At 53.4% G+C, this 24,853-nt stretch carries 21 protein-coding genes and 1 other RNA gene; 13 read left to right on the top strand and 9 right to left on the bottom strand.

Features of this window, described 5'->3' with window-relative positions; all coding sequences use genetic code 11:
* Positions 1-6: 6 nt before the first annotated feature.
* The 5 genes from zapA to sodC all read left to right on the top strand — a co-directional run bounded on the left by zapA (position 7) and on the right by sodC (position 2,443).
* Positions 7-315 carry a cell division protein ZapA gene (zapA, locus tag CX650_RS06845; RefSeq protein WP_039034557.1) on the top strand — a complete coding sequence of 103 codons (309 nt, stop codon included), beginning with the start codon at positions 7-9 and terminating at the stop codon, positions 313-315.
* 40 nt (positions 316-355) lie between these two features.
* Positions 356-536: non-coding RNA, 6S RNA (gene ssrS / locus CX650_RS06840), on the top strand.
* A gap of 7 nt (positions 537-543) precedes the next feature.
* Positions 544-1,200 carry a 5-formyltetrahydrofolate cyclo-ligase gene (locus tag CX650_RS06835; RefSeq protein ID WP_101095383.1) on the top strand — a complete coding sequence of 219 codons (657 nt, stop codon included), beginning with the start codon at positions 544-546 and terminating at the stop codon, positions 1,198-1,200.
* Between the two features lie 50 nt (positions 1,201-1,250).
* Positions 1,251-1,709: a hypothetical protein gene (locus CX650_RS06830; RefSeq protein WP_101052601.1), complete on the top strand. Its 459-nt coding sequence runs from the start codon at positions 1,251-1,253 to the stop codon at positions 1,707-1,709.
* Between the two features lie 212 nt (positions 1,710-1,921).
* Positions 1,922-2,443 (top strand): superoxide dismutase family protein, encoded by a 522-nt coding sequence (sodC, locus tag CX650_RS06825; protein WP_101052603.1) that lies wholly within the window; start codon positions 1,922-1,924, stop codon positions 2,441-2,443.
* A gap of 76 nt (positions 2,444-2,519) precedes the next feature.
* Here sodC and CX650_RS06820 read toward each other — a convergent pair whose 3' ends face one another.
* The gene (locus tag CX650_RS06820) at positions 2,520-3,473 is read right to left on the bottom strand and encodes a DUF808 domain-containing protein (protein ID WP_101095382.1); all 954 of its coding nucleotides are present in this window, start codon (positions 3,471-3,473) and stop codon (positions 2,520-2,522) included.
* A gap of 289 nt (positions 3,474-3,762) precedes the next feature.
* On the opposite strand from CX650_RS06820, the gene rpiA reads away from it, so the two are divergent.
* Complete coding sequence (gene rpiA, locus CX650_RS06815; protein ID WP_071475467.1) at positions 3,763-4,419, top strand: ribose-5-phosphate isomerase RpiA; 657 nt, start codon at positions 3,763-3,765, stop codon at positions 4,417-4,419.
* A gap of 94 nt (positions 4,420-4,513) precedes the next feature.
* Here rpiA and CX650_RS06810 read toward each other — a convergent pair whose 3' ends face one another.
* From CX650_RS06810 to brnQ, 5 genes are all read right to left on the bottom strand, one after another.
* Complete coding sequence (locus CX650_RS06810; protein WP_101095381.1) at positions 4,514-4,828, bottom strand: cupin domain-containing protein; 315 nt, start codon at positions 4,826-4,828, stop codon at positions 4,514-4,516.
* Between the two features lie 134 nt (positions 4,829-4,962).
* Positions 4,963-6,687: a single-stranded-DNA-specific exonuclease RecJ gene (gene recJ / locus CX650_RS06805; RefSeq protein WP_101095380.1), complete on the bottom strand. Its 1,725-nt coding sequence runs from the start codon at positions 6,685-6,687 to the stop codon at positions 4,963-4,965.
* A gap of 86 nt (positions 6,688-6,773) precedes the next feature.
* Positions 6,774-7,502 carry a bifunctional protein-disulfide isomerase/oxidoreductase DsbC gene (dsbC, locus tag CX650_RS06800; RefSeq protein WP_039034550.1) on the bottom strand — a complete coding sequence of 243 codons (729 nt, stop codon included), beginning with the start codon at positions 7,500-7,502 and terminating at the stop codon, positions 6,774-6,776.
* Positions 7,503-7,689: 187 nt separating this feature from the next.
* Positions 7,690-8,634, bottom strand: a complete 945-nt coding sequence (gene xerD / locus CX650_RS06795) for a site-specific tyrosine recombinase XerD (protein WP_083399719.1) — start codon at positions 8,632-8,634, stop codon at positions 7,690-7,692.
* Between the two features lie 143 nt (positions 8,635-8,777).
* Entirely contained in the window at positions 8,778-10,187 is a 1,410-nt protein-coding gene (gene brnQ, locus CX650_RS06790; protein ID WP_071475464.1) for a branched-chain amino acid transport system II carrier protein, read from the bottom strand.
* Positions 10,188-10,762: 575 nt separating this feature from the next.
* Between brnQ and CX650_RS06785 the strand changes: the two genes are divergently transcribed.
* The 6 genes from CX650_RS06785 to CX650_RS06760 all read left to right on the top strand — a co-directional run bounded on the left by CX650_RS06785 (position 10,763) and on the right by CX650_RS06760 (position 20,720).
* Positions 10,763-11,494: a tRNA1(Val) (adenine(37)-N6)-methyltransferase gene (locus tag CX650_RS06785; protein WP_101095379.1), complete on the top strand. Its 732-nt coding sequence runs from the start codon at positions 10,763-10,765 to the stop codon at positions 11,492-11,494.
* A gap of 174 nt (positions 11,495-11,668) precedes the next feature.
* Positions 11,669-12,892: an ATP-dependent RNA helicase SrmB gene (gene srmB, locus CX650_RS06780; protein ID WP_101095404.1), complete on the top strand. Its 1,224-nt coding sequence runs from the start codon at positions 11,669-11,671 to the stop codon at positions 12,890-12,892.
* A gap of 281 nt (positions 12,893-13,173) precedes the next feature.
* The gene (locus CX650_RS06775) at positions 13,174-14,388 is read left to right on the top strand and encodes an efflux RND transporter periplasmic adaptor subunit (RefSeq protein ID WP_101095403.1); all 1,215 of its coding nucleotides are present in this window, start codon (positions 13,174-13,176) and stop codon (positions 14,386-14,388) included.
* Positions 14,388-17,537: an efflux RND transporter permease subunit gene (locus CX650_RS06770; protein WP_101095378.1), complete on the top strand. Its 3,150-nt coding sequence runs from the start codon at positions 14,388-14,390 to the stop codon at positions 17,535-17,537. The genes CX650_RS06775 and CX650_RS06770 overlap by 1 nt, the downstream gene beginning before the upstream one ends.
* A gap of 164 nt (positions 17,538-17,701) precedes the next feature.
* Positions 17,702-18,319: a TatD family nuclease-associated radical SAM protein gene (locus CX650_RS06765; protein WP_101095377.1), complete on the top strand. Its 618-nt coding sequence runs from the start codon at positions 17,702-17,704 to the stop codon at positions 18,317-18,319.
* Between the two features lie 181 nt (positions 18,320-18,500).
* Positions 18,501-20,720, top strand: coding sequence for a PAS domain-containing protein (locus CX650_RS06760; RefSeq protein ID WP_101095376.1), 2,220 nt, complete (start codon positions 18,501-18,503; stop codon positions 20,718-20,720).
* Between the two features lie 187 nt (positions 20,721-20,907).
* Here the strand turns inward: CX650_RS06760 and CX650_RS06755 are convergent, their stop codons facing one another.
* The 3 genes from CX650_RS06755 to hldE form a co-directional block, all read right to left on the bottom strand.
* The gene (locus tag CX650_RS06755) at positions 20,908-21,387 is read right to left on the bottom strand and encodes a TetR family transcriptional regulator (RefSeq protein WP_071475461.1); all 480 of its coding nucleotides are present in this window, start codon (positions 21,385-21,387) and stop codon (positions 20,908-20,910) included.
* Positions 21,388-21,542: 155 nt separating this feature from the next.
* A complete protein-coding gene (locus tag CX650_RS06750; protein WP_101095375.1) occupies positions 21,543-22,370 on the bottom strand; it encodes a hypothetical protein in 828 nt (275 codons plus the stop codon).
* Positions 22,370-23,800, bottom strand: coding sequence for a bifunctional D-glycero-beta-D-manno-heptose-7-phosphate kinase/D-glycero-beta-D-manno-heptose 1-phosphate adenylyltransferase HldE (gene hldE / locus CX650_RS06745; RefSeq protein WP_039034542.1), 1,431 nt, complete (start codon positions 23,798-23,800; stop codon positions 22,370-22,372). The genes CX650_RS06750 and hldE overlap by 1 nt, the downstream gene beginning before the upstream one ends.
* Before the next feature lie 106 nt (positions 23,801-23,906).
* Here hldE and lpxL point away from each other — a divergent pair, with 106 nt between their 5' ends.
* The gene (lpxL, locus tag CX650_RS06740; protein WP_101095374.1) at positions 23,907-24,830 is read left to right on the top strand and encodes an LpxL/LpxP family Kdo(2)-lipid IV(A) lauroyl/palmitoleoyl acyltransferase; all 924 of its coding nucleotides are present in this window, start codon (positions 23,907-23,909) and stop codon (positions 24,828-24,830) included.
* Positions 24,831-24,853: the final 23 nt, after the last annotated feature.

The following is a 24,853-nucleotide window of genomic DNA, read 5'->3' as shown; positions in this document are numbered from 1 at the left end:
CGGAAGATGAGTAACAGTGCCATAGATATCACCCTGTTGGGGCGCACCTACTCCATCGCCTGTCCCCCGGGTCAGGAACAGGCACTGCAAGCGGTGGCGCAGAAATTGGAGCTGCAACTGGGCAAGATAAAGGCCCGCACCAACGCCATCAGCCGTGAGGAAATGGCTTTGATGGCCGCACTCAACATAGGCTATGAGCTCTATGAAGAGCAGCGGAAGAATCAAGATTATATGAGCCAAATGGATGACAGAATCCGTTTGCTGCAATCCACTCTTGAGCACGCATTGGTTGAGCGAAGCGCAAGAGAGGATTAAACTGAAATAGCACGAACCCTCACAGGTTCGACCCAGAATTTGCTCCCTGGGGTGTGCGACAGCTGGTAATGTCCCTGTGCCGATATTTTTAATCTCAGGGTGAATGTTTTACTGACATTGTGCATGCTCGGCGCGAACCGAGAAGCCTTAGGAGGTAATCATTTACCCGCCTTGAACCTACGGTTCAAGGGCTACACCGGCATCGACATTCTGGGGAGCATCCTCTTTATGACCCACACAGACTCAAGCAGCCAACCCCGTGATGCGCGTTGCAAGACGCTCAGGCAGGCTATTCGCCATGCCCGCAGAGCCATTCCCGAAGCCGAGCAGCATGTCGCCGCCCTCAAGGGTTGTGAGCAGTTTCTAACCTTGCTCGATGAACTGAGCGCCCAGGGCAGAGCCATCAAGACAGTCGCCCTCTACTTTAGCTGTGACGGCGAGCTGGACACGGCTCCCCTTATCGAAGCGCTATGGCAACGGGGAATCACCACCTGTCTGCCAATCATTCATCCCTTTGCCCCGGGACGTTTACTGTTTCTGCGTTATCAACTCGCCAGTGAACTGCACGCCAACCGCTTTGGTATCCCCGAGCCCAGGCTGGATATCCGCAGTCTGGTGCCTTTGGCTAAGCTGGATCTCATCCTTACGCCATTGGTGGCCTTCGATGCCCAGGGCAACCGTATGGGCATGGGCGGCGGCTTCTACGACAGAACACTGGCCGCGGCGCAGCAAGGCGACCGAACTGTGCCATTGCTGGCAGTCGGCTTTGCCCATACCCTGCAGCTGGTGGACTCCCTGCCCCTCGCCCCCTGGGATATCCCGCTGCCCTTTATCGTTACTCCGGACAAGCTGCATAGCTTCAACACTCTGACGGCTGAATCTTGACCCAAAAAAGTGGTATAAAGTCAGCCAGAGATGTCGCGGAGTAAGCAAGTATGGCACGCCAGTATCGCAGCCTTGATAGACCAGACAGTGCCCAGCGGGCCAAGGTTAAGCAGCAGATGCAGCGGGAAACCTATCAAAATATGCGCCGGCAACAGTCACGGCCCAAGGCAATGCTCGGCGCCTTGCTGGGCGCCATTCTTGCTGTATGGCTGTTTCTATTTATGGCCAGCAGCAACAGCACTCTGGTTTGGCTGTATATGCTGCCGGCGGTGGCTGTGGGCCTGGGTGCCAGATGGCTGGGGAAGTGTTTCGAGTGGCAGCTTTTGCTGCCGGTTCCGCTGATTACGCTACTGCTTTATAGCCTGGCACTCTGGTTGTTACTGCGCTTTCATGCCTCGGATCTCCTGATAGTGCCGCTTTGCTGCGGTATCAGCCTTTACTGCGCCCGCCGTTCACTGAGCCCCATGGAGCAAAGCGCCCTGTGGCAGGCCAAGCTGGAGCAACACTGAGACCTGGCTCCAGGCGGTTATTGCTGTTACTGAATATCTTGGCGAATCCTCTTCTGGCGTTGGCTTGAATGTCAGAGCCGGTTAATAACGTCCGCCCTGTTGGCACTCTGTCCAAACGACTTCTATGCTGAAAGCCATATATACAGCTGATTATCATGCCGCCGAGTCGGCCTTGTCGTTTTTGGAATTCCACTCAAAGGAGAGAACAAGCGATGAAAAAGTCCATCCTGATCCCGGGTTGTTTGTCACTGGTGTTTGCCGCATCACATCTGGCCGCCGAAGAGGTCAGCATCTCATTACTGTCGGCCGATGGCCCAAGCCCCATAGGCAGCATCAGTCTCAGCGATTCTGCCTACGGCCTGGTGTTAACCCCCAATCTTAAGCAACTCACGCCCGGCGTTCACGGCTTCCATGTGCATCAAAATGGCAGTTGTGACACCAGCAGCAAAGACGGCAAGACGGTATTGGGCGGCGCGGCCGGAGGTCACTTCGACCCTGATGGCAGCGGCAAGCACGGTTACCCCTGGACAGATGACAATCACAAGGGTGATCTGCCACCGCTCTATGTCGATGCTGATGGCATGGCTTCCACACCTGTGTTGGCACCAAGGTTGAAACTGGCCGACGTCAAGGGCAAAGCGCTGATGATCCACATGGGAGGCGATAACCATTCAGATCACCCGTCACCACTGGGCGGCGGTGGCGCCCGCATGGCCTGTGGCGTGATTAACTGAGCCGCACCAAACACAAAAAACGCGGCTCTTGAGCCGCGTTTTTTATTACAATTCCGGAATCTATAGTTTGGCTTGTTTAGTGGCTTTCGCCCTTGCCTCTCAAACGCGCCAGCAGACTCATCAAGGCCACGGCGATGGCACCGGCCAAAATGCCGAACAGGGCGTTGAGCAAGGTAGGTGTCAGCGCTGCCAGCACAGGGCCGGCCACAGCCAGAGAGCCTACCCAGTTGGCAACATGGGTTATCTGCTCACTGACCCAATGCAGGCCATGAGTGAGAATACCGCCCCCCACCATAAACATGGCGGCGGTACCTACTATGGTGAGCAGCTTCATCAGCTTGGGCGCGGCGCTGACCAGCATAAGCCCAATACGCCTGAGGTTGTGAGCCGAAAAACCCTCGCCTCTGCGCCTTGAAAGATACAGCCCGGCGTCATCCAGCTTAACGATACCGGCCACCAAGCCATAGACCCCGATAGTCATGACCACGGCAATGATAGACAGAGTGGCCAACTGGGTCATAAAGGCTTTTTCCGCCACAATCCCTAAGGTGATGGCGATGATTTCCGCCGATAACACAAAGTCGGTACGTATCGCCCCTTTGACTTTCTGTGCCTCCCAGGCGCGAATATCCTCGACCTCTTTCATGGCAGCTTCGATGACGGCTTCATCGTCTGCTTCGGCAGAAGCCTTGCTATGGCTGGCCTTGTGCCAGAGTTTTTCAAAGCCTTCAAAACAGAGAAACAAACCACCGAACATCAATAGCGGTGTAACGGCCCAGGGTATAAAGGCGCTGATCAGCAGGGCTGCCGGCACCAGAATAAGCTTGTTGCGAAAAGAGCCCTTGGCAACGGCCCATACCACAGGCAGCTCCCGATCGGCGCTGATCCCTGTTACCTGCTGCGCATTGAGCGCCAAATCATCTCCCAACACCCCGGCAGTTTTCTTGGCAGCAACCTTACTCATTACCGCCACATCATCCAGGATGGTGGCAATATCATCCAAAAGAGTCAGTAGACTCGCTCCAGCCATTTAAATCTCCTTAAACCAGGTCAGTTTTGCGCTCTAAATAGGTTCGGTATGCGACATATTCAAGCGGCACCAGTGCACTTTTTCAGCGCAGTACTGCCACATCAGCCTGGCCGTTCCCCCACCGGCTATGGTAGCGCATGGGCGCAGGCGGGCGCAGTAAAAAATGCTTAACCTATGTTGTTCTTCAAGAACTATTCTTCAGGACAAGATTGAGCGGCACTTTTCACTGCAACTCGGAGTATACTAGGGCAAGTTCAAGTGAATTTGTCAGAATCAACAGGATGGCATTATGACCCAAGATGAAATGAAGAAGGCGGCCGGTTGGGCGGCGCTGGAATATGTCGAGAAAGACAGCATAGTTGGCGTGGGCACCGGCTCTACCGTCAACCACTTTATCGATGCTCTGGCCACGATAAAGGCCGAAATTGAAGGCGCGGTTTCCAGCTCTGAAGCCTCCACCGCCAAACTCAAACAGTTGGGGATCCCTGTATTTGATCTCAATTCGGTAGACAAGCTGTCTGTGTATGTCGATGGCGCCGATGAAATCAACGGCCACATGGACATGATCAAGGGGGGCGGCGCCGCGCTGACCCGGGAAAAGATAGTTGCGGCCGTGGCCGACAAGTTTATCTGTATCGTCGATAACACCAAGCAAGTCGATGTGCTGGGCAACTTCCCGCTGCCGGTAGAAGTGATCCCCATGGCCCGCTCCTATGTGGCCCGTGAGCTGGTGAAACTGGGTGGCGATCCTGTCTATCGTGAGGGTGTGGTAACAGATAACGGCAACGTCATTCTGGATGTCTATAACCTGAAGATACTGAATCCCAAAGAGCTGGAAGTGCAGATCAATGCCATAGTGGGCGTAGTGACCAATGGTCTATTCGCCAACCGTGGCGCCGATGTGCTACTGGTGGGCACCCCAGAAGGGGTTAAAACCATCAAGTAAGCCCTAAGCTTGAATGCCAAAAGCCGCCTGCTGGCGGCTTTTTTGTGGAAAATTGAGCGGATTGCAGGGCAAGAGCAGAGCAAGAACCGTCGGTTCAGGAGTAAAAAATGGCCAACCAGACGCTGGTTTGATCCTCGGCGGTCCAGCTGACTCTGTGGCGTACATGAGCGGGGATATTGAGCCAGTCCCCCGGGTTCAGGCTCACTTCTGAACCATCTTCATATTGCAGCCGGGCGGCGCCCTGCAGCAGCAATACCCATTCATGCTGCGCTTGATCGTACCATTGCCCTTCGGGCGTTACCTGACCGTGGGACAGAATGCGCTCAATTTTAAGATCCGGCGTAGCCAAAAGCGCGTCAAACTGCTCGGCATCGAGCTGCTTGGGTATGTTGGCAAACAGATTATTCATCTTGCTCTCCTGCGACATATGAGCCGTTACTCAGCCTGTCTCTATCTTAAATAGACCCCGGTTTGCACTTGGTTTTACTGCCTGTTTTACTGCTTGTTTTACTGCTTGTTTTACTGCTTGTTTTACTGCTTGTTTTACAGGGGCTCCAGCTGCTCAACCAGCAACTGCAGGTTACTGTTGCCGCGAAACTCGTTCACATCCAGCTTATACAGCAGGCGCACATGATTGATGCTGGCATCGGGCCAGGTCTTGAGATCCACATTGAAGGCGATTGCATCGGCCATGATCCGGCCGCACTCAGTCTCCAGCACCAGTTTAAGGTGTTTCTCTGCCACCAGTCTCTGCTGCAGAATTCTGAAATGGCCATCAAATAGCGGCTCGGGGAAGGCCTGGCCCCAGGGACCGGCATCTCTGAGCAGTTGCGCCGTATCCAGGGTAAAGCATTCAAGCGGCAATTCACCGTCGGAGAACAGCTCGCCATTGAGATCTTCCAGGGTCAGCAGCTCACGGACACAGGTGTCAAAGGCCGCGGCAAACTGCTCAAAGGCATCCTTACGCAAAGAGAGCCCGGCGGCCATGGCATGACCACCGAACTTGAGGATCATTCCGGGATGACGGGCATTGATAAGCTCCAGCAGATCGCGCATATGCAGCCCCTTGATGGAGCGGGCTGAGCCCTTGATTTCAGTGTCGCTGGCTTCGGCAAAGGCGATTACCGGGCGGTGAAACCTGTCTTTAATCCGGGAAGCCAGAATACCTATCACCCCCTGATGCCAGTCCGGCTGATACAGGGCTATGCCCCAGGGCTGTTCACTCTCTTTGAGCTGCAGCGCCTCCAGGCTCTTCATCGCTTCTTGCTGCATGCCGGTTTCCAGCTCGCGGCGCTCGGCATTGAGGCCATCGAGCTCGGCCGCCATCCTTCTTGCCTTGAGCATGTCATCACACAAGAGGGTTTCGACCCCGAGTGCCATCTCATCCAGCCTTCCGGCGGCGTTGAGTCTGGGGCCAACCGCAAAGCCGAAATCGGCGGCCACCAAACGCGCCGGATTGCGGCGGGCCACCTCCAGCAAGGCGGTGATCCCCGGACGACAGGCGCCGTTTCGCACCCGTTTGATACCGGCATCCACCAAAATACGGTTGTTGGCATCGAGCGACACTACATCGGCCACTGTGCCCAGGGCCACCAAGTCCAGCAATACGCTCAAGTTGGGCTCGGCCAAGGCATGATTAACAAACCAGTGACGTTTTCTCAGCTCGGCCCGCAGTGCCAACATCAGATAGAAAGCCACCCCGACCCCGGCAATCGACTTGGAAGCGAAGCTGCAACCGGGTTGGTTGGGGTTAATAATGGCATCGGCCTCGGGTAATTCATTGCCCGGCAAATGGTGATCTGTGATGACAACCGTCATCCCCAGCGCCTTGGCGGCCCTGACGCCTTCGATGGAGGAAATACCGTTATCAACAGTGATCAGCAACTCAGCGCCCTTGCCGTGCGCCACCGCCACTATTTCAGGGCTGAGGCCATAACCATAATCGAAACGATTGGGGATCAGATAATCACAGTTTTCCATTCCCATCATTCTGAGCGCCAACAGACACACACTGGTGGAGGTGGCGCCATCAGCATCGAAATCACCCATGATCAGAATACGGCGGTTGGCGGCGATGGCATCGGCCACCAGCTCAGCCCCTTGCTGCAAGCCCAGCATGGTATCCGGCCTGAGCAGACGCTTGAGCACCAGTTCGCACTCGGGAGCCTGAACGCCGCGACTGGCGTAAATCTGTTTTAAAAGCGGGTGCAAATTAGCGGGTAAATGGCTGTCGTCCACCCTGGGACGACGGACGATTTTGTGGATCACTGTGGGTTATTCTTGAAAATGGCTTTGGCGGGCAAGATAACAAAAAGGCGAGTGGGTTGCTCGCCTTTTTGAATGGGATTTTTCGATTACTGCTGAGCACGCTCAAGATTATACAACAACTCTTTCGGTGGCTGATAACCCGGGATCAGGCTGCCATCTTCGAGGATAACCGCCGGAGTACCATTGATGCCGAAACTCATCCCCAGTTGATACTGCCCAGGAATATTGGCATCGCACTTGGCCATTTTGATACTCTTGCCGGCCTTGGCGTCATCCATGGCCTTGTGAGGGTCCTTGGCACACCAAACCGCTTCCATCTCCTCGGCGTTGGGTGAAGGCACGCCCTGACGGGGATAGGCCAGATAGCGCACTGTTATCCCCAAATCGTTGTATTCCTGCATCTGGTTATGCAGCTTACGGCAATAACCACAGGTGATATCGGTAAAGACAGTCACCACATGCTTTTCGTTCTTGGCCTTGTAGACCAGCATCTTGTCTTCAAATGGCTTGAGCATCTCGAGTCTTGGGCCTGCAAGCGCCGCCTCGGTGAGGTTTTTCATCCCTTGGTTCAGATCATAAACATTGCCATGCAGCAGCTTGGAACCATCTTTGCTGATATAGAGTACGCCACGGTTGGTGATTGCCTGATACAGGCCTGGGATAGGTGAATCTGCCATAGAGATCACTTCAATACCCAAGGTGTCACTGAGCTTTTGCTTCAGTTGATCACCCGGCTCGGAAGCCGCTGAGGCAGCACCGACAAAGGGTGTAACCGCCAGCGCCAGACACAGGGAAAATGCACGGGTTAACTTCATTGGAAATCCTATCTTATTTGGGCCTGATTGGGTTTTATCGTCTTTCATCAGACCGGGCCAGAGGCTGAAAAGTTACAGGCTGTTGTCAGTTAAAGCAACTAATACCATCTTATACAAGAGCTTGCTCTCATCAAACCCCTCTCGGCCATTAGCGTTAAAGCCAAATGGTTTACAGGGGATAACCTATTCAACCTCTTGGATGATGCTGTTGATGTAGCGACTGCAACCTGGCATTGGCCACATGGGTATAGATTTGGGTGGTAGACAGCGAGCTGTGCCCCAGCAGCAACTGCACTACCCGCAAGTCAGCGCCATGGTTAAGCAAATGGGTGGCAAAGGCATGCCTCAGGGTATGGGGCGACAACTCAGTACTGATACCAGCCCGCAACGCATAAAGCTTGATCCTGTGCCAAAAGGTCTGGCGGGTCATCATCTGGGCGCGCTTGGAGGGAAACACCACATCACTCTGTTTACCGCCAAGCAGCTCGGCGCGCGCCAACTTGAGGAAGGACTCTATTTCACTGACGGCCACCTCGCCCATGGGCACCAGACGCTCCTTGCCGCCTTTCCCCGTGATCCGTACCAGCCCCTGACGCAGACTCACCTGCTCCAGCGTCAACCCCACCAGCTCACTGACCCTGAGCCCGGTGGCGTATAACAGCTCCAGCATCGCCTTGTCTCTGGCTTCGACCGGATCTTCCCGTATGGGCTCAGCCAACAAGGCATCCACCTCGGCCTCGCTGAGACTGCCGGGCAGTTTGCGCTTGAGCTTGGTGGAGGCGATACGCGCCATAGGATCTTCCGTTATCAGTTGCCGACGCAGCAAAAAACCATAAAAGCGCCGCAAGCTGCTCTTCAACCTGGCGCTGCTGCTCTCGGCTCCCCCTTTATCGAATCGAAAACCGAGATAATCCTGCACCACTTCGCGCCCGGCACTACTGAGCGTCAGCCCTCTTCCCTGCAGGTACTGATCAAAATGGCGCAAATCATTGCGATAGGCAGCCAGTGTGTTGTCGCTCAACCCCTTACTGGACCATAAATCATCGAGAAAACCTTCAATCAAGGGATCCTGGACATAAGCGGATGAAGAAGTCGCGGCCACAAACAATACTCCAATAAAAAACGGCGTCATCAAGGATAACGCCGTCTCGAAATAGACTCCAGCCACTCAGAGCTCTTGCAAAGGACTTAAGGTTAGTTGCTGCGAACTATGCCTTACATCAGCCCGGTAAGCCAATGCAGAGCATAGATGCAACTTGCGAGTGAATACCTTCCTCAGGTCGTTTGCGCGGCCTTAGGGCTGACAAACAGACAGATAATCATCACTGTCAGAGTTGGCGGTAGCCAGGCCATGCCCTCTTCGTAAAGCGGCAAGGTAGACATCACAGGGGCCAGGCTTTCCACCCCTGAAACAAATGCCAACAGCAAACCATTGGGTTCGGCAACTTCAGTCAACGGCTTGAGTGAAGCCACAGTCACCTTAAGCGCATCAAAAATCCCGAAGAACAAGGCCACCGACAGCGCCAATCTGTGGGCAAATTTCGGATTGCGGAAATACGGTGTCAGGAAGGTCACCAACACCAAAGCAATAGCCACTGGGTAGATGGTCATCAACACGGGGATACTGATAGCCAGCAGTTGGGTTAGACCTACGTTGGCTACCACGGCACAGATCACGCTGAACAGCACCACCAGGAAGCGATAAGTGGCACCCGGGATCAACTCCTGAAAAAAGTCAGAGCAGGCACTCACCAAGCCTACGGCCGTGGTCAAACAGGCAAGAGTCACCACTGTGGACAGCAGGATAATCCCCATGTCACCGAACTCATGAGTCACATAATTGGTGAGGATCTGACCACCGCTCTCTGCGCCCTTGGCCATATCGCCGGCAGTTGCCCCAAGGAAAAACAGTGACACATACACAAATGCCAGCCCGGCAGCGGCCACCAAGGCGGCACGCACCAGATAGCGGGTCTGTAAGCCTGGCTCAGACACCCCTTTGTTACGCAAAATATCGATAATCAGCATACCGAACATCAAGGACGCCAGGGTGTCCATAGTGTTATAACCTTCGATAATGCCTTTGGTCAGCGGATGCTTGATATAGTCGCCGCTGGCGGCCGGTACCTCACTGCCGGGCAGCAAGATCACCGAGACAGCCAGTCCTACCAGCAGCAGAATCAGCACAGGAGTCAACACCTTGCCTATGCTATCCATCAGCTTGCCTGGAAACAGTGCCAGCAGCATAGTCACAATAAAAAATCCCAGGGTATAAAATAGTTGCGGCTTATTCAGTTCAAGTCCAAGGATATTGACTACCGATGCTGGGTCTTGAATGAAAGGCAGCGCACCAATCTCATAGGCCACCAGGCCGGTACGAGGCGCCGCGAAGGCTGGGCCAATAATGATATAAATTGCCACCGCCAGAGCTGTCGCGGCAAAGGCCGGCAACAGCTTCATCACCTTGCCCTGCGCCTTGGCGACAGCTATCAAGCCAGCCAGCGGTAACCCCACGGCGGTAATCAAAAAGCCAATCATGGCCAGTGGCATATTGTCGCCGGCCAGTTGTCCGGCAAAAGGAGGAAAAATCAGGTTGCCCGCCCCCAGGAAAAACGCAAAGGTCATGAATCCCAGGCCCAGGGTGTCACCAAGTGTCAATTGAGTCTTGTGCACTGTATGCCCCATCTTGTTATGTTTTTTTAATAAACTTAAGTGATTGCGACATTTTTAGCTATAGCTGAAATAACAGCCGCCGCGCTCGCCCTATTCGAGTGTAAAGCCTTTATTACAGGCATCCGTGGTAAATTCGGCCCATTCTTGGCGAGTTTATGAACAAATGGCAGGGGTTTTCGCTGCTTTGCTTATCCTAAAACTGTTTTACCTTGATCTAATTCGCAGAATGCTGCGAATTAAGGGGAAACACTAATACCAGACCCAACCAAAGTACGCAATAACACGCCCCAACAGCCGACCAAAAACACAACAGATGCAAATCTCAGGATGAAAAAAAGTTGTTCAAGGTCACACCCCGCCCCAAACGAGGCAACAGACATAGCATTTTGCAAACATTTACTGGCGGCCCAACCTCCCTGCTGGTACGACCTTTAACACTCGCCCGACATCACTAACCTAAAGTGAGCAGCATCCCCTGCCAAAGTATGAACTCCAGCGAAACAAAGCTATGGCAAAGCCTTGGCGAATCACGACTCTTTCGGGATAAAATCACCGCCAAGCATTTTGCTTGAGAGGTTGGGCAGTTAATGGCATTCAGTTTCAAGGCATTTCATATCGAAGATCACGGCTGCGGTATGCCGGTCAGCACCGATGGGGTGCTCTTGGGCGCCTGGGCGCCCTTAACCGGGGCCAAACGAGTATTGGATATAGGGGCCGGCAGCGGCTTGCTGAGTCTGATGGCGGCGCAGCGCAGTGAGGCCGAAATACTGGCGGTTGAGATCGACCACAGCGCAGCCCATGCCAGCAATGCCAACTTCAAGGCTTCACCCTGGTCGAGCAGACTCGCTCTGTTTCAAGGCTCGATTCAGGCCTATTGCGATGAACTTGCCTTGGCAGACTCAGCGCTGTTCGACCATATTCTCTGTAACCCGCCCTATTTCGAAACCGGCCCGCGCTCCAATGACCCCAAACGGGCCACAGCGAGACATACGGAGCAACTGAACTTTGACGAGCTGTGTCTGGCGATAAAGCAGTTGTTAAAACCACAGGGGCAGGCGAGTCTTATTCTGCCAATCCAGAGCCTAGAGAGATTTGAGCGCGCCGCAATTGAGCAAGGTTTGCAACTGGCCGCACGGGTCAGTGTCAGCAGCACGCCTCAAAAGCCCTGTAACCGACAGTTGTTACTGCTTGAGCATGTCAAGGAAGGCGAAGCGGTTACCGAGCCAAAAGCCCATTCTTCCCTTTATATAAGAGAAGCTGACGGCCGTTATTCAGAGGCCATGATACAACTGACCCGGGATTTTTACCTGAAACTTTAAACCATTGCTTACAGTAAAGGACTTGGGCATTCGTTGCCAACCAAACCCGGGATCCAAGCCGTTAAGCCGCCACAGACCACAGATGGGATTTATTCACAGCTTCCCAAGCTCCAAGCTGTGCACGGCAACCCAGACAAGGTATACTCCCGCGCATTATTGTTTGAGATGCTTCCCATGCTATTTGAAGATTTTGATCTGGACCATAGGCTTTTAGATTCGCTGAAAGCTATGGGCCACAAGACACCGACCAGTATTCAACAATTGGCTCTGCCTTTGGCGCTGGAGCAGCGGGATATTCTTGCCCACGCCCCGACCGGCACAGGTAAGACCGCCAGTTTCCTGCTGCCGGCACTGCAACACCTGATTGACTTCCCCCGTCGTCGTCCCGGCCAGGCCAGAGTACTGGTGTTGACCCCGACCCGCGAGCTGGCTAGTCAGGTACACAGATACGCCTGCCATCTGGCGACCGGACTTGGGCTGGACATAGGCATCATCACAGGCGGCGTTCCATACGCCCCCCAGGAAGAAGCCCTGGCCGGTAACCTGGATATTCTGGTGGCGACTCCGGGTCGCCTGCTCGAATACTTGGAGAAGCGTAAGTTTGAAGCCACCGAAGTGGAACTGCTTATCATAGATGAAGCCGACCGCATGCTGGATATGGGCTTCTCTCAGGTGGTGCAGACCATAGCCATAGAAGCGCAGGGACGTAAGCAGAACATGCTGTTCTCCGCCACGCTGGAAGGTAGCGGCGTGCGCCGTTTTGCCGGCGAGCTGCTCAATGATCCTGTGTTAGTAGAAGCCGAACCACCTCGCAGCGAAAAGGCCAAGATCCATCAATGGATCCACCTGGCCGATAATAGAGAGCACAAGTTTGCTCTCTTGTGTCACCTGCTCAATCAGGAAGAAACCAAACGCGCCATCGTCTTTTGCAAGACCCGCGAAGTGGTCAGCAGCCTGGAAGGCTTGTTGCTGCAGGCCGGGATCCCCGCCGCCTTTATGCGCGGCGATATGGAGCAAAAGAAACGTTTCCAGGCGCTGGGGCGTTTCACCAAGGGGGAAGTCAAGGTACTGTTGGCTACCGACGTCGCTGCCCGCGGCATAGATATCGAAGGCATCACCCATGTGATCAACTATGATATGCCCCGCTCTGCCGACGCCTATGTGCACAGAATTGGCCGTACCGGCCGCGCCGGAGCCAAGGGCACAGCCATCTCTCTGGTGGAAGCCCATGATATGCGGATCCTCAACAAGATTGAGCGCTATATTGAGCAAAAGCTGAAACGGCGGATCATCGAAGAGCTGCGTCCCAAGCACAAAGAAGCCAAGGTGCCGACCAAGAAAAAGGTCAAAACCAAGGATGCCAGCACCAAGAGCGGCAAGAAAAAGAAGAAGAAATAAGCAAGGGGCGAACAAGTCCCATGCGTGCTCTAGGCAGGCTTACCGACCTGAGTAAAAGACATGGTTCGCAGTAAATGGAATAAGTCTTTTGCAAGAACACCATAAGCTTCGGCTTAAGCTATCGCCAAAAAGGACCCTAGGGTCCTTTTTTGTTACCTGCCTCACAGCCTTCTCGCCACTAACAGCTTTTGACACATTTTATTTACAAAAACACATTTATTGGCCGTTGCTTGTCTGGTAATTTAGGCTCAGATCAAGCCGCAAGCATGGATATGCAGAAGATTATGAAGACATTTTTCCGAAGAATAGCACCATTGATCATCATAGCGGTCGCCATAATTGGCGCCGAACTCCTGATGATGACCAAACAGGAGCCGGAGCAAAAAGCGGAAGAGATCCCGCTGCCTGTGGTCGATGTGACTCAGGTCGAACAGCAGACAATGTCACTCAACCTGCCCTCCTACGGCACTGTGACCCCCAAGAATAAGACCCAGCTGGTCAGCGAAGTTCAAGGCCGTATCCTCAGCATAGCCCCGAGCTTTGTGGCCGGTGGCGTAGTGCACCAGGGCGATGAACTGGCGGTGATAGAACCTTCTGACTATGAGGCCGACCTGATGCAAGCCCAGGCGACTCTGGCCCAGGCCAAGGCAGCATTGGATGAAGAAATCGCCCGCGGCGAAGTCGCCAAGATAGAATTCAGCGGTTATGACAACGGCATGCCACCCGAGCTTGGCTTGCGGGTTCCTCAGTTAAAGAAAGAGCAAGCCAACGTCAAGTATGCCGAAGCGGCACTCGCCAGAGCCAAACGCAACCTGGAACGCACAGTTATCCGGGCCCCTTTCGATGCCATAGTGCGCGCCCGCAGTGTCGATTTGGGACAATACGTAGCCATAGGCAGTAACCTGGGAGAGCTTTACGACACGGCCGTGGCCGAAGTGCGCCTGCCGCTGGCCAACAAAGACCTGGCCTATCTGGAGTCGGTGGATAACCCTGATACTCAGGTGACCCTGAGCGCCGCCTTAGCGGGTAAAACCGTGACCTGGACAGGTAAGGTAGTACGCAGTGAAGGGGTGATAGATCCGGATAACCGCATGGTCTATCTGGTGGCCGAAGTGCAGGATCCTTATCTGAGAAAGCAGAAACAGAGCGGCCAACTGCCACTGAAATTCGGCAGCTTTGTCAATGCCGTGATCAAGGGCCGCACCGTCGATGGTCTGGTGAAACTGCCAAGGTATATGGTGCGTAATCAGCATGTGGCCGTAGTAAACAAGGACAACAAGATAGAGATGCGTCTGGTCAATGTGGTGCGCACAGATCTTGAGTATGTCTACATCAAGGACAGCCTCAAAGATGGCGAGCGGGTTTCCAAAACCAACCTTAACAATATGACCAATGGTCAATTGGTGCGTGTCGCCAATGACAAGGACAAAGACGCTTCCCACAGTGAAGATAATGATACTCAGGAGCAGCGCCTGGCTGCGGCGGGTGAACTCTGATGGAGCAGGAAAAAGGGATCATTGCCTGGTTTACCCGCAACAATGTCGCCGCCAACCTCTTGATGTGGGTTTTGCTTATCGGCGGGATCTTCAGCGCCTTTCTGATCAATAAAGAGGTGTTTCCCAGCTTCGAACTCAACTATTTGCGGATCTCGGTCGCCTACCCCGGCGCCGCGCCGCAAGAGATTGAAGAAGGGATCACCATCAAAATTGAAGAGGCGATTCAAGACATCAGCGGCATCAAGAAGGTTACCTCGGTAGCCAGTGAAGGGGTGGGCTCAGTCACCATAGAGGTGGAAGACGGCTATGATGCCAAAGAGGTGCTGGATGAGGCCAAACTCAGGGTCGATGCCATCGCCACCTTCCCGGCCAATATCGAAAAGCCTGATATCTACCGGATCAAACCGGAAAACAACGTTATTTGGGTGTCAGTCTATGGCGACATGACACTGCACGACATGAAAGAGCTGGCCAAGGAGATCCGTGATGAGATCACCAACCTGCCGGCGGTGACCCGTGCCGAAGTGACCGGGGTACGCGACTATGAAATCGGTATCGAAGTCTCGGAAGATAAGCTCAGAGAGTACGGCCTCACCTTCACTCAGGTAGCGCAGGCAGTGCAAAACACCTCGATAGATCTGCCCGGTGGCTCAATTCGGGCTCAGGACGGTGACATACTGCTGCGTACCAAGGGCCAAGCCTATACGGGAGATGACTTTGCCAACATAGTGGTCAGCACTCGCGCCGATGGCAGCCGGGTGATGCTGCCCATGGTGGCCGAGATCAAGGATGACTTTGAGGAGCGACTCGAGTACACCCGCTTCGATGGCATGCCGGCGGCCATCATAGAGATCACCAGCATAGACGATCAAAACGCCCTGGCGATTGCCGATCAGGTCAAAGGTTTTATTGCCGAGCGTCAAGCCACTCTGCCCAGTGGTGCCAAACTGGACTACTGGGGCGACCTGACCCACTATCTCAAAGGTCGCCTCAACATGATGCTGTCCAACATGTTTATGGGAGCCTTGCTGGTGTTCATTATCCTGGCGCTGTTTCTGGATCTGAAACTGGCCTTCTGGGTCATGCTGGGGCTGCCTGTGTGCTTCCTCGGTGCCATGGCGCTGATGCCGATGGAACCTTTTGGCTTGTCGATCAACATGTTGACTCTATTCGCCTTTATTTTGGTGCTGGGGATAGTGGTGGATGATGCGATAGTCATAGGCGAGAGTGCCCATACCGAGGTTGAGCGCCACGGCCACTCGATCACCAATGTGATCCGCGGCGCCAAGAAGGTCGCCATGCCCGCCACTTTCGGGGTGCTGACCACAATTGCCGCCTTTATCCCCATGTTGATGGTGCCAGGTCCCATGGGGATCATCTGGAAATCCATCGGCATGATAGTGATCCTCTGCCTGGCCTTTTCACTGGTAGAGTCCAAGTTCATTCTGCCGGCGCACCTGGCGCACATGAAGCCCAGCAAACCCAATCCTAACCCTGGGCCATTTGGCCGCTTCAAGCGCGCCTTCAACGAAAAAGTGCAGCATTTTATCCACCACAGTTACCGCAACTTTATGGAGCGGATGATCCCCCACAGATATACCCTGGTGGCGGGCTTTATCGGCGTGCTTATTCTGTCGGTCGCCATGGTTACCAGTGGCAAGGTGCGCTGGGTGTTCTTCCCGGATATTCCATCTGACTTTATCCAGGTCAATCTGGAAATGGATGAAGGCAGCTCAGAACTCAACACCCTGGATGTAGTGCAGAAAATTGAAAATGCTCTCTATACCATGAACCAGCAGATGGAGTCCGAAATCGGCTACCCTGTGGTGAAGCACAGCTTTATCAATATGAGCAGCCGCACCTCGGCATTTATCTTTGCCGAGCTGACCAAGGGTGAAGACAGGGAAGTAGACGGCGTGACCATAGCCGAGGCCTGGCGCAAGCAGTTACCGGACTTGGTGGCGGTGAAAAAACTCAATATCAATGCCAGTACCAACGATGCCGGCGGCGATATCTCTTTCCGCTTTACCTCCACCGACCTGACTCAGCTGTCTGCGGCCGCCAAAGAACTGAAACAGAAGCTTGCCAGCTATGAAGGTGTTTATGATATTGCCGATAACTTCTCCTCCGGCAGCCATGAAATTCGCCTCAAGATTCGCCCCGAGGCCGAAGCGCTGGGACTGACGTTATCGGATCTGGCACGCCAGGTACGTTATGGCTTCTATGGTTATGAGGCGCAGCGGATTTTGCGCAACAAGGAAGAGGTCAAGGTAATGGTGCGTTATCCGCTGGAGCAGCGCCGCACCATAGGCCACCTGGAGAACATGATGATCCGCACGCCAAACGGCATGGCGGTGCCCTTCTCTACCGTGGCCGAACTGGAGCTGGGGGAATCTTACTCTTCCATAACCCGGGTGGATGGTCGCAGGGCGATTACCGTAACCGCCAACGCCAACAAGGATAAAGTGGAGCCCTCCAAGGTGGTGCAGGAGATCCAGGAGAAGTTTATGCCCGAGCTCGAGCGTAAATATCCCCATATTTCCGCCAGTCTCGACGGTGCCAGCCAGGATGAACAGGCCGCCATGGTCGGCTTACTGCAAGGTTTCTTCTTCGCGATATTTACCATCTATGCCTTGATGGCCATTCCGCTCAAGTCCTACAGCCAGCCGCTGATCATCATGTCGGTGATCCCCTTCGGTATGATAGGTGCGCTGTTTGGTCACTTTATTCTGGGGCTATCCATGAGCATTCTCAGTCTCTGCGGCATCGTTGCTCTGGCTGGGGTAGTGGTGAATGATTCATTGATTTTGGTGGACTTCGTCAACCGCGCCCGAGAGCAGGGCCAATCTGTGGTCAAGGCGGCCATAGATTCGGGTTGTTATCGTTTCCGGGCGATTATCCTCACCTCGCTGACCACTTTTGTCGGCCTGGTGCCCATCATCATGGAGCGCAGCCTGCAAGCACAGATAGTGATCCCCATGGCCACCTCTCTGGCATTCGGTATTCTGTTCTCCACCTTGGTAACCCTGATCCTGGTGCCCATGCTCTATATCATTCTCGATGATCTGAGCCACAAGAGCCGGGCCCTGTACCAGTGGTGGTGGCGCCCGAAAGAGGCAGAGGCCCAGATGAATGATCCTCAACATTGATTGGGTTATGGAGGGAGCCGAAAGGCTCCCTTTTTATCGGCCAGCAACAAACTCAACTCTATCGAGCCCCGTACCAAGTGGGTGTTTTCTGATCCTGCTAGCATTTTCAACAGGGATTCTTGGTTAGACTCGAAGATATACCCTGCATGCCCTATTGAGTCGTTATGAGCAGCACAGCCCAAAGTCAACCCACACTCGTCTATGACATACGCAACAGTCGCTATCTGAATATTACCGGCCGCTGCACCTTGAGATGTCGCTTCTGTCCCAAGCACAACGGCAGCAAGAGTATTCATGAGTATCAACTGGATCTCAAGGTTCGTCCCCGCGGCAACGATATGATTCCGCTGCTGGGCGAGGTAACCCGTTTCGATGAATATGTGTTCTGCGGCTACGGTGAGCCAACGCTCAATCTCGACACCTTGCTGGAAGTGGCCCGCGAAATAAAACGCCGCGGCGGTAAGGTTAGAGTCAATACCGATGGCCTCGGCAACCTGTTTCACAGGCGCAACATATTGCCTGAGCTGGCCGAGTGCGTCGATGCCCTGTCGGTCTCACTCAATGCCGACACTGAAGCGGGCTACATCAAGCACTGTCGACCACGGCTGGCGGGCTCCTGGGATGCGGTCAACGCCTTTATCCGCGAAGCGCCCCGTTACATCGAACAGGTACAGGTATCGGCACTCGATGGCCTGGAAGGGGTGGATATCGACGCCTGTCGCAAGATAGTGGAAGACGCCGGTTGTCAATTCAAGCACAGGATCCTCGGGCAGTTGGGATAATTAAGCTGCCGCCCCCTGCCGATGATGCCATAACCCAGGTCAAAGGCGTCACATAACTGATTTGCGCCTTGCTTGGCCCCATTGTTAACCGCCCGGTGAGCACTCAGTCACCGTCGATGCCCGCCGGATTAATTCGTGTTAACATGAGCGCAATTTTTCACTCCGGAGCCAGCACAGTTCCATGTTCAAAAAGAATACCGGACTCAAAGACACGCCTTTGCTTATCTCGGCTCAGGGTATTCACTGGTCCCAGCAGCGCTTGCTGGCCGTTGCCAGTCAGCTGAGCATGCTGGTGATCACTGTGATACTTATTACTAATGTGTTAATCACATTGGGCGAACGACGTCTTCAGGAAGAGTGGGCGGTGCAAAGATACAGCGAGCTGCAAACCGTCGGCGCCCTGCTGGCCGATAAAATCTCCTTCCAACAGTTTCGCACCCAAATGTTTGCCAAGTCCGAGTATCTGCGACAGTACCTGGATAATCCGGGGCACAAGGAATATCAGCGTCTATTAACAAGCTGGGACAGCCTGAAGCGTAGCACCCCCGAGCTGCTGGATCTGGCCCTGTTTGATGCCGACGGCAAGTTTCGGATCGCTACCAGTAATAACTTCGGCAGCATGTCGATGCCGCCGGCACTCTTGGGTAACAAGCATAACCTCGGAAGCCAGGATATTTATACCTCGGCATTGGAGTTTGCCCCGATTGGCGGGCGTCTCGAACCTTACATCTATCAAGTAGCCCGATTGGAAACTCAGGATCAGACTGTGCGCGGTTATCTAGTCACCTACAACTCCATGTTGCAAATGCTGCAGGCGATAAAACCCGCTTTCTCCAGCAATGCTTCACCGCTATTGCTGTTTGACAATCAAGGCCTGCTCTATGCAGGAGCATCGGATCTGGAGCCCTTGGCAAGGTTACCGGAAACCATGGGCAGCAGCATAAGACAGAGCTACCCGGCACTATGGAGCAAGATGGCCGCAAGCAACTTTGGCCAATTCCACGGTGAAGACGCCACCTTCGTCTACCTTAAATTGCAGTTGGCCTCGCCCAATGATGCCAAACGTGAATATCTGCTGCTTTCCTATATCCGCAATCACGATATCGCTTCGCGCTTTTTCCAATGGCGCAATATGCTGTTGGCCTGTGCCGCCATACTGACCATTCTGGCGACCGCGGTTATTCTGCTGACCCATATGTTCCGCCTTGAACAACGTGCCAGGCAAAACAGCATTGAGTTGGCCCGTGGCCTGTTCCGCTCCAACCTGGGGTGTGTGCTGGTCAATCCCAGTGGCCGTATCGTCAGCGCCAACGCCACCGCGGCCCGTATTCTGCAACTCGAACAAGATGAGCTGCCGGATCGCAGTTTGCAGCGGATCCTGCAGTTGGAAGATGAGCTCTACTCATCAATGAAGCAGCAATTGGCAGATATCGGAGAGTGGCGCGGTGAGGTGCAACTCGAGTCACTGGATAACGCCCAACTCAGGCTGCATATCCGCCGTTACTATGCCAGCCGACAGACTTATCTACTGATTACCCTCGAGGATATCGGCGAACTGAAACAAGCCCAACAGGAAGCCTTCCTCAGTAAGCTGTTGACCGGCAGCAATGTTGCCACCGCCCTAACCACGCCATCAGGACAGTTGCTCAAGGTCAACGACGCCTTCGATAAGCTAATGCAGCTCAATGGCGATATCAGCCATAGTCTGGCGGCTCTACTGGAAAACGATCTTGGCAACCAGTGGCAAAGAATAAGCCAATTGGTAAGTATGCAAGGCCAGTGGCAGGGGCAGATCCTTTGTACCCAGCGTCATGGCAGTTGCCTGCAGGCCACGCTCAAGGGCTACCTGGATCAAGACGGCGAGATTGAGTATCTGGTATGTACCCTGGAGCAGGCAACCCCAAGAAATAAAGTTGAAGCCAGTGGCGATCTGGTGCCTCACCGCAGCACCATCCTGGTGAATCTCAGAGATCTGGATCGCTACTTCAAGTCCATGTCCGAAGAGGAAAAACTGCAGGCCAGTCTGCTTCTGATGGACATCAGCCCAGAGGGCATGCTCAGTCATATGAGTGATATTGGCCAGTTGGAAAACCGCCAACATGAGGTGGAGATGCAACTACTCAGGGATCTGCCCAACAGCTATCAAATGTCCCACTGGCAGTTGGGAAAACTCATTATCATATTGCCGGAAACCGATGCTAACCAGGCACACCACTATGCGGTCAAGGCACTGGCCAGCCTAAGTGAAAACGGCTTGGCCGAAGGGATCAGCATAGGCATAGCCGCCTATCTGCCGGGCCAGAGTCTGGAGCAATTCCTCGGCAATGCCGAAGTAGCACTGAAACGAGCCAAGCAGACGGGTGAGCAGAATATCTGCCAGGCCTATACCCGCCAGCTCTAATATAAGTTGCCTTTGATACTAAAGAGTTGCTATCTGCGGCGCGGCTTTTCGCAGCGCCGACTACTGAGTACGGCTTAAGCGACAACTGGCCTTGATATACAGAGCGTCCAAATAAAACAGCAAGCCTAAGCCTGCTGCCTCAATTATCTCTATGAATCGCTTGAATGGGCGTCACTTAAACGGGATTTTAAGCGGCGTAAGAGATACCCGGATCGGACAACAACATAACAGCACTGCGCCCCAGGAGATCGTTGATCATCTGCTCGCCCTTATCCCCCAGCTCTATTTGGGCGTTTTCTCTGGCCATGGCCACGGCACGAAATAGAGTGATCTCTGGATTATTGTATCCACAGAGACTAAAGAAAAGCCTCAATACCGCCCTATGCTCTGCTTGATTCAGCGCCTGCATCCAGGAATGCTCGAGTGCTCCAACACTGGAAAAATCCAGAGCAGCCAGAAACAGTCGACCAATACGCACATCTAACCTTGTTAAAAAATCAATTTTGCGCGGAAAATGATGACTAATTCCCGTGCGGCTAATCCCCGTTGCTTCAGAAAGTGTTGTATAAGACATAGCCTCAAAGCCAATAGTTAAGATCTGTTTGAGAGCTTCGTCCATAATCTGATTGATAGTCAGCTCAGTCTGAGCCTTTGAACGCTTGGCCATTCTTGTTTGCCTCTTATCCCTGTTGTTTTTATTGCCACCGAGCTTATCAAAGGGATAAAGAGAATACTGCCAAAAATAGGGGTGCCAACAGTGTTTTTCACTTTCGTTCAGCAAATGTTCAGCTAAGAAAACTGAAAAAAATGCTTATTTTCACATTATTGCAACATACCCTCTTTAAACAACAAAATATTGGCGCTTTCGGTTCCCAGCAGCTGTTCCAGGGTGGGTTGCAACACTCTACCCAACTGCTCACGACGCCAAAACATATAGCTGGGAAGGACTTGCCGACGGTTTCGAGAAAAAAGATACTGCAGTAAGCTGGAAAATTCCGCCACTTCGTCCTGAGAATAACCACTGACTATCGGATAAAAATCGAGCACAAATGTTGCAAAATCAGCAAATCCTGCGATTTCTTGCTGATCATATTTTTTTAACACTTGTATCAGATACAATGGGCTCCAGTGTGACAAATTGCCGATATCAGAAATGACGGCCAGGTTGCGACGATGGTATTGTTGCCACACAAGTTCCAGACTGTTCCATTCTTTAGCACAACGCCAAGCGAGATAAGTATCAGCCAACCACTCATGCTCCAGTTCAGACAACTCGGCAGGCAAAACATCTCCTTGCAGACGCTTTACTTCCAAATGTCCCAACTCATGCCAGAGAGTTAATTGCGGCTGATGCCGCAACACCAGTTCATGATTTTGACCATTCCAGATAGCAGTTTGACTTTGAGGGATATATTGCGGTGCCCAGAGAACCATGCCGGCAATTTTGTCATCTTCGACGGGCAGAGACATGGCGCCTCTCATCCCCAAAGCATCGAAGAAAGCTTGTTGAGACAGGGGCAATTGCCGCTTGACCCTATCGGGGAGTTGCTGCAGACACAGTGGCAATTCAGATGGCGGACATATCAAGGCCTGTTTCGGACCCACATCGGTCCAAAACAAGCTTCCCGATAGCAACGCCGCCATCAACATCAGGATTTGGTCATAATATTCTGAATGATAGCTGTAGTGGAGATACCATCTTCGAATCCCAGCACCTTGACACTGCCACCGGCAGCGATCACTTCTTCACCGCCGGCAATCTCTTCCACCCGATAGTCTCCGCCCTTGACCAGGAGATCCGGCAACAATCTGGAAATCACCCGCTGCGGCGTATCTTCGCTGAAAGGCACTACCCAATCGACGGAAGCTAACCCTGCCAAAACAGCCATCCGCCGCTCCAAGCTGTTGACCGGACGTCCTTCGCCCTTAAGACGTTTTACCGAAGCGTCGTCATTAACCGCCACTATCAATCTATCGCCCAAAGCCCTGGCTTCTTTGAGATAACTGACGTGCCCGGCATGGAGTATGTCAAAGCAACCATTGGTCATCACCACTCGTTCGCCTCTAAGCTTTGCTTGCTGAATGGCGTACAGCAGTTGATCTTCGCTGACCACCCCAAAGCCCGACTCCCCCTGATGTAAAGCCAAAGCCTCAATGAGTTCAATACGACTGACAGTGGAAGTCCCCAGTTTGCCAACCACCACACCTGCGGCGCTATTAGCAATGGCGCAAGCTTGTGGCAGGTCGCTGCCAGCCGCCAAAGCAGTGGCAAGCGCCGATATCACAGTATCTCCGGCACCTGTCACATCATAGACTTCCCTGGCCATAGTCGGGATATGCAACTCATCTCCTTCACTGGTGATAAGTGTCATGCCCTTCTCCGAACGAGTAACCAGAATCGCCCCCAGTTGATGCTCACTAATCAAGGCCTGCGCCTTGGCTACCAAATCGGCCTCCGAACTGACAGTGCCCACGACAGCCTCAAACTCATTCATATTGGGGGTGATCAGGCTGGCTCCGGCATAACGACCGAAATCACTGCCCTTGGGATCCACCAAGACACTGATCCCCTTTGCTCTGGCCTTGGCAATAAAGGCCTGAGGCTCAAAGATGGCCCCTTTCGCGTAGTCAGACAATACCAGTACCTTGCAATCATCCAACAAAGCCTCACTCTGCGCCAATAGCGCCTGGCTCTGTTCCCGGGCAAAGGTCTCTTCAAAATCCAAGCGGATAAGCTGTTGATTACAGCTCAGCACGCGCAGCTTAGTGATCGTGGGCTTATCTTCGACCGTCAACCACTTAGGCTCCACACCTAAAGCACTGATGCCCATATGCAGGGCTGCTGCGGCCTCATCGGCACCAACAATACCGGCCAGTTGTACCGACCCACCCAGCGCCGCGATATTCAGTGCCACGTTGGCGGCACCACCGGGCCTATCCTCTATTTGATTGATTCGCACCACAGGTACAGGCGCCTCGGGTGAAATGCGGCCGGTTGAGCCACCCCAGTATCGGTCGAGCATGACATCACCAACGACCAGAACCTTGGCTTTTTCAAATGGGGGCAGAGTTACCTTCATAACGAACTTGTCTTCTTAGGGCCAAATAAACCCTAATTGTACCTAATTTTCACAATAAATTGGGTTAGAATATGCGTTAATTTTTCCAGTAAACGGGTTTATCGTTTTGGTAGAGAAAGCGCAATTTTCCACTCACTTGTATCATCCTAAATTCTGGTTGCTGTGGCTTGCTGTCGGTCTGGCCAGGCTGACTCTCCTGCTGCCACTTAAATGGCAAATGAAGCTTGGCAGCACCTTCGGCCTTGTGGCAATGAAGCTGGCCGGAAGCCGGGTCAACACCGCCAGACGCAACCTGGAGCTGTGTTTTCCACAAATGAGTAACGCGGAGCGGGAAAACCTGCTTAAGCGTAACTTTCAAGAAACCGGCAAGGCCATTTTCGACACTATCAACGCCTGGTGGTGGAACAACGACAAGGTGCAAAAGCACATGCAGATAAAGGGCCAGGAGCATGTAGAGCAGACACTGGCTGCCGGTCAAGGGGTTATTCTGTTTGCGGTTCACTGCTTGCCGCTGGAAATGGGCGCAAGAATATTCGGCCAATTTCAGCCCGGGGTTGGTGTGTATCGCCCCCATAACAATCCTGTAATGGAATACCTGCAGGTAAAGGGGCGTTTGCGTTCAAACAAGGCGCTGGTTCCCAAGCGGGATCTTAGGCAGATGGTGCGTTGCCTGCGTAACCCTGATGTCATCTGGTATACAGCAGATCAGGACTTTGGCCGCTCCAGTGCCGTCTTTATCCCCTTCTTCGCCGTTCCCGATGCCGCCACCATTACCGGCGGTACCACCTTGGCCAAACTGGGTAAAGCCAAAGTGCTGCCTTTCTTTGTCGAGCGCAACGCCGACGATACGGGTTACAACATAGAGATCCAGGCACCACTGGATAACTTTCCCGGCGAAAATGAGGTGGAAGACGCCAAACGCGGCAACGTCATTGTCGAGCAGCTGATCAGCCGTAACCCGGCGCAGTACATGTGGCTGCACCGCAGGTTCAAGACCCGCCCCACTGAGAGCACGCCCTCGCTCTATTAAGAAAATAACCGTAAAAATGCCGA

The organism is Shewanella indica, assembly GCF_002836975.1.
In the GTDB taxonomy this organism is placed as follows: Bacteria; Pseudomonadota; Gammaproteobacteria; order Enterobacterales; family Shewanellaceae; genus Shewanella; species Shewanella indica.
Note: the sequence above shows the minus strand (reverse complement) of the source record. Positions and strands in the feature narration are given on the sequence as shown.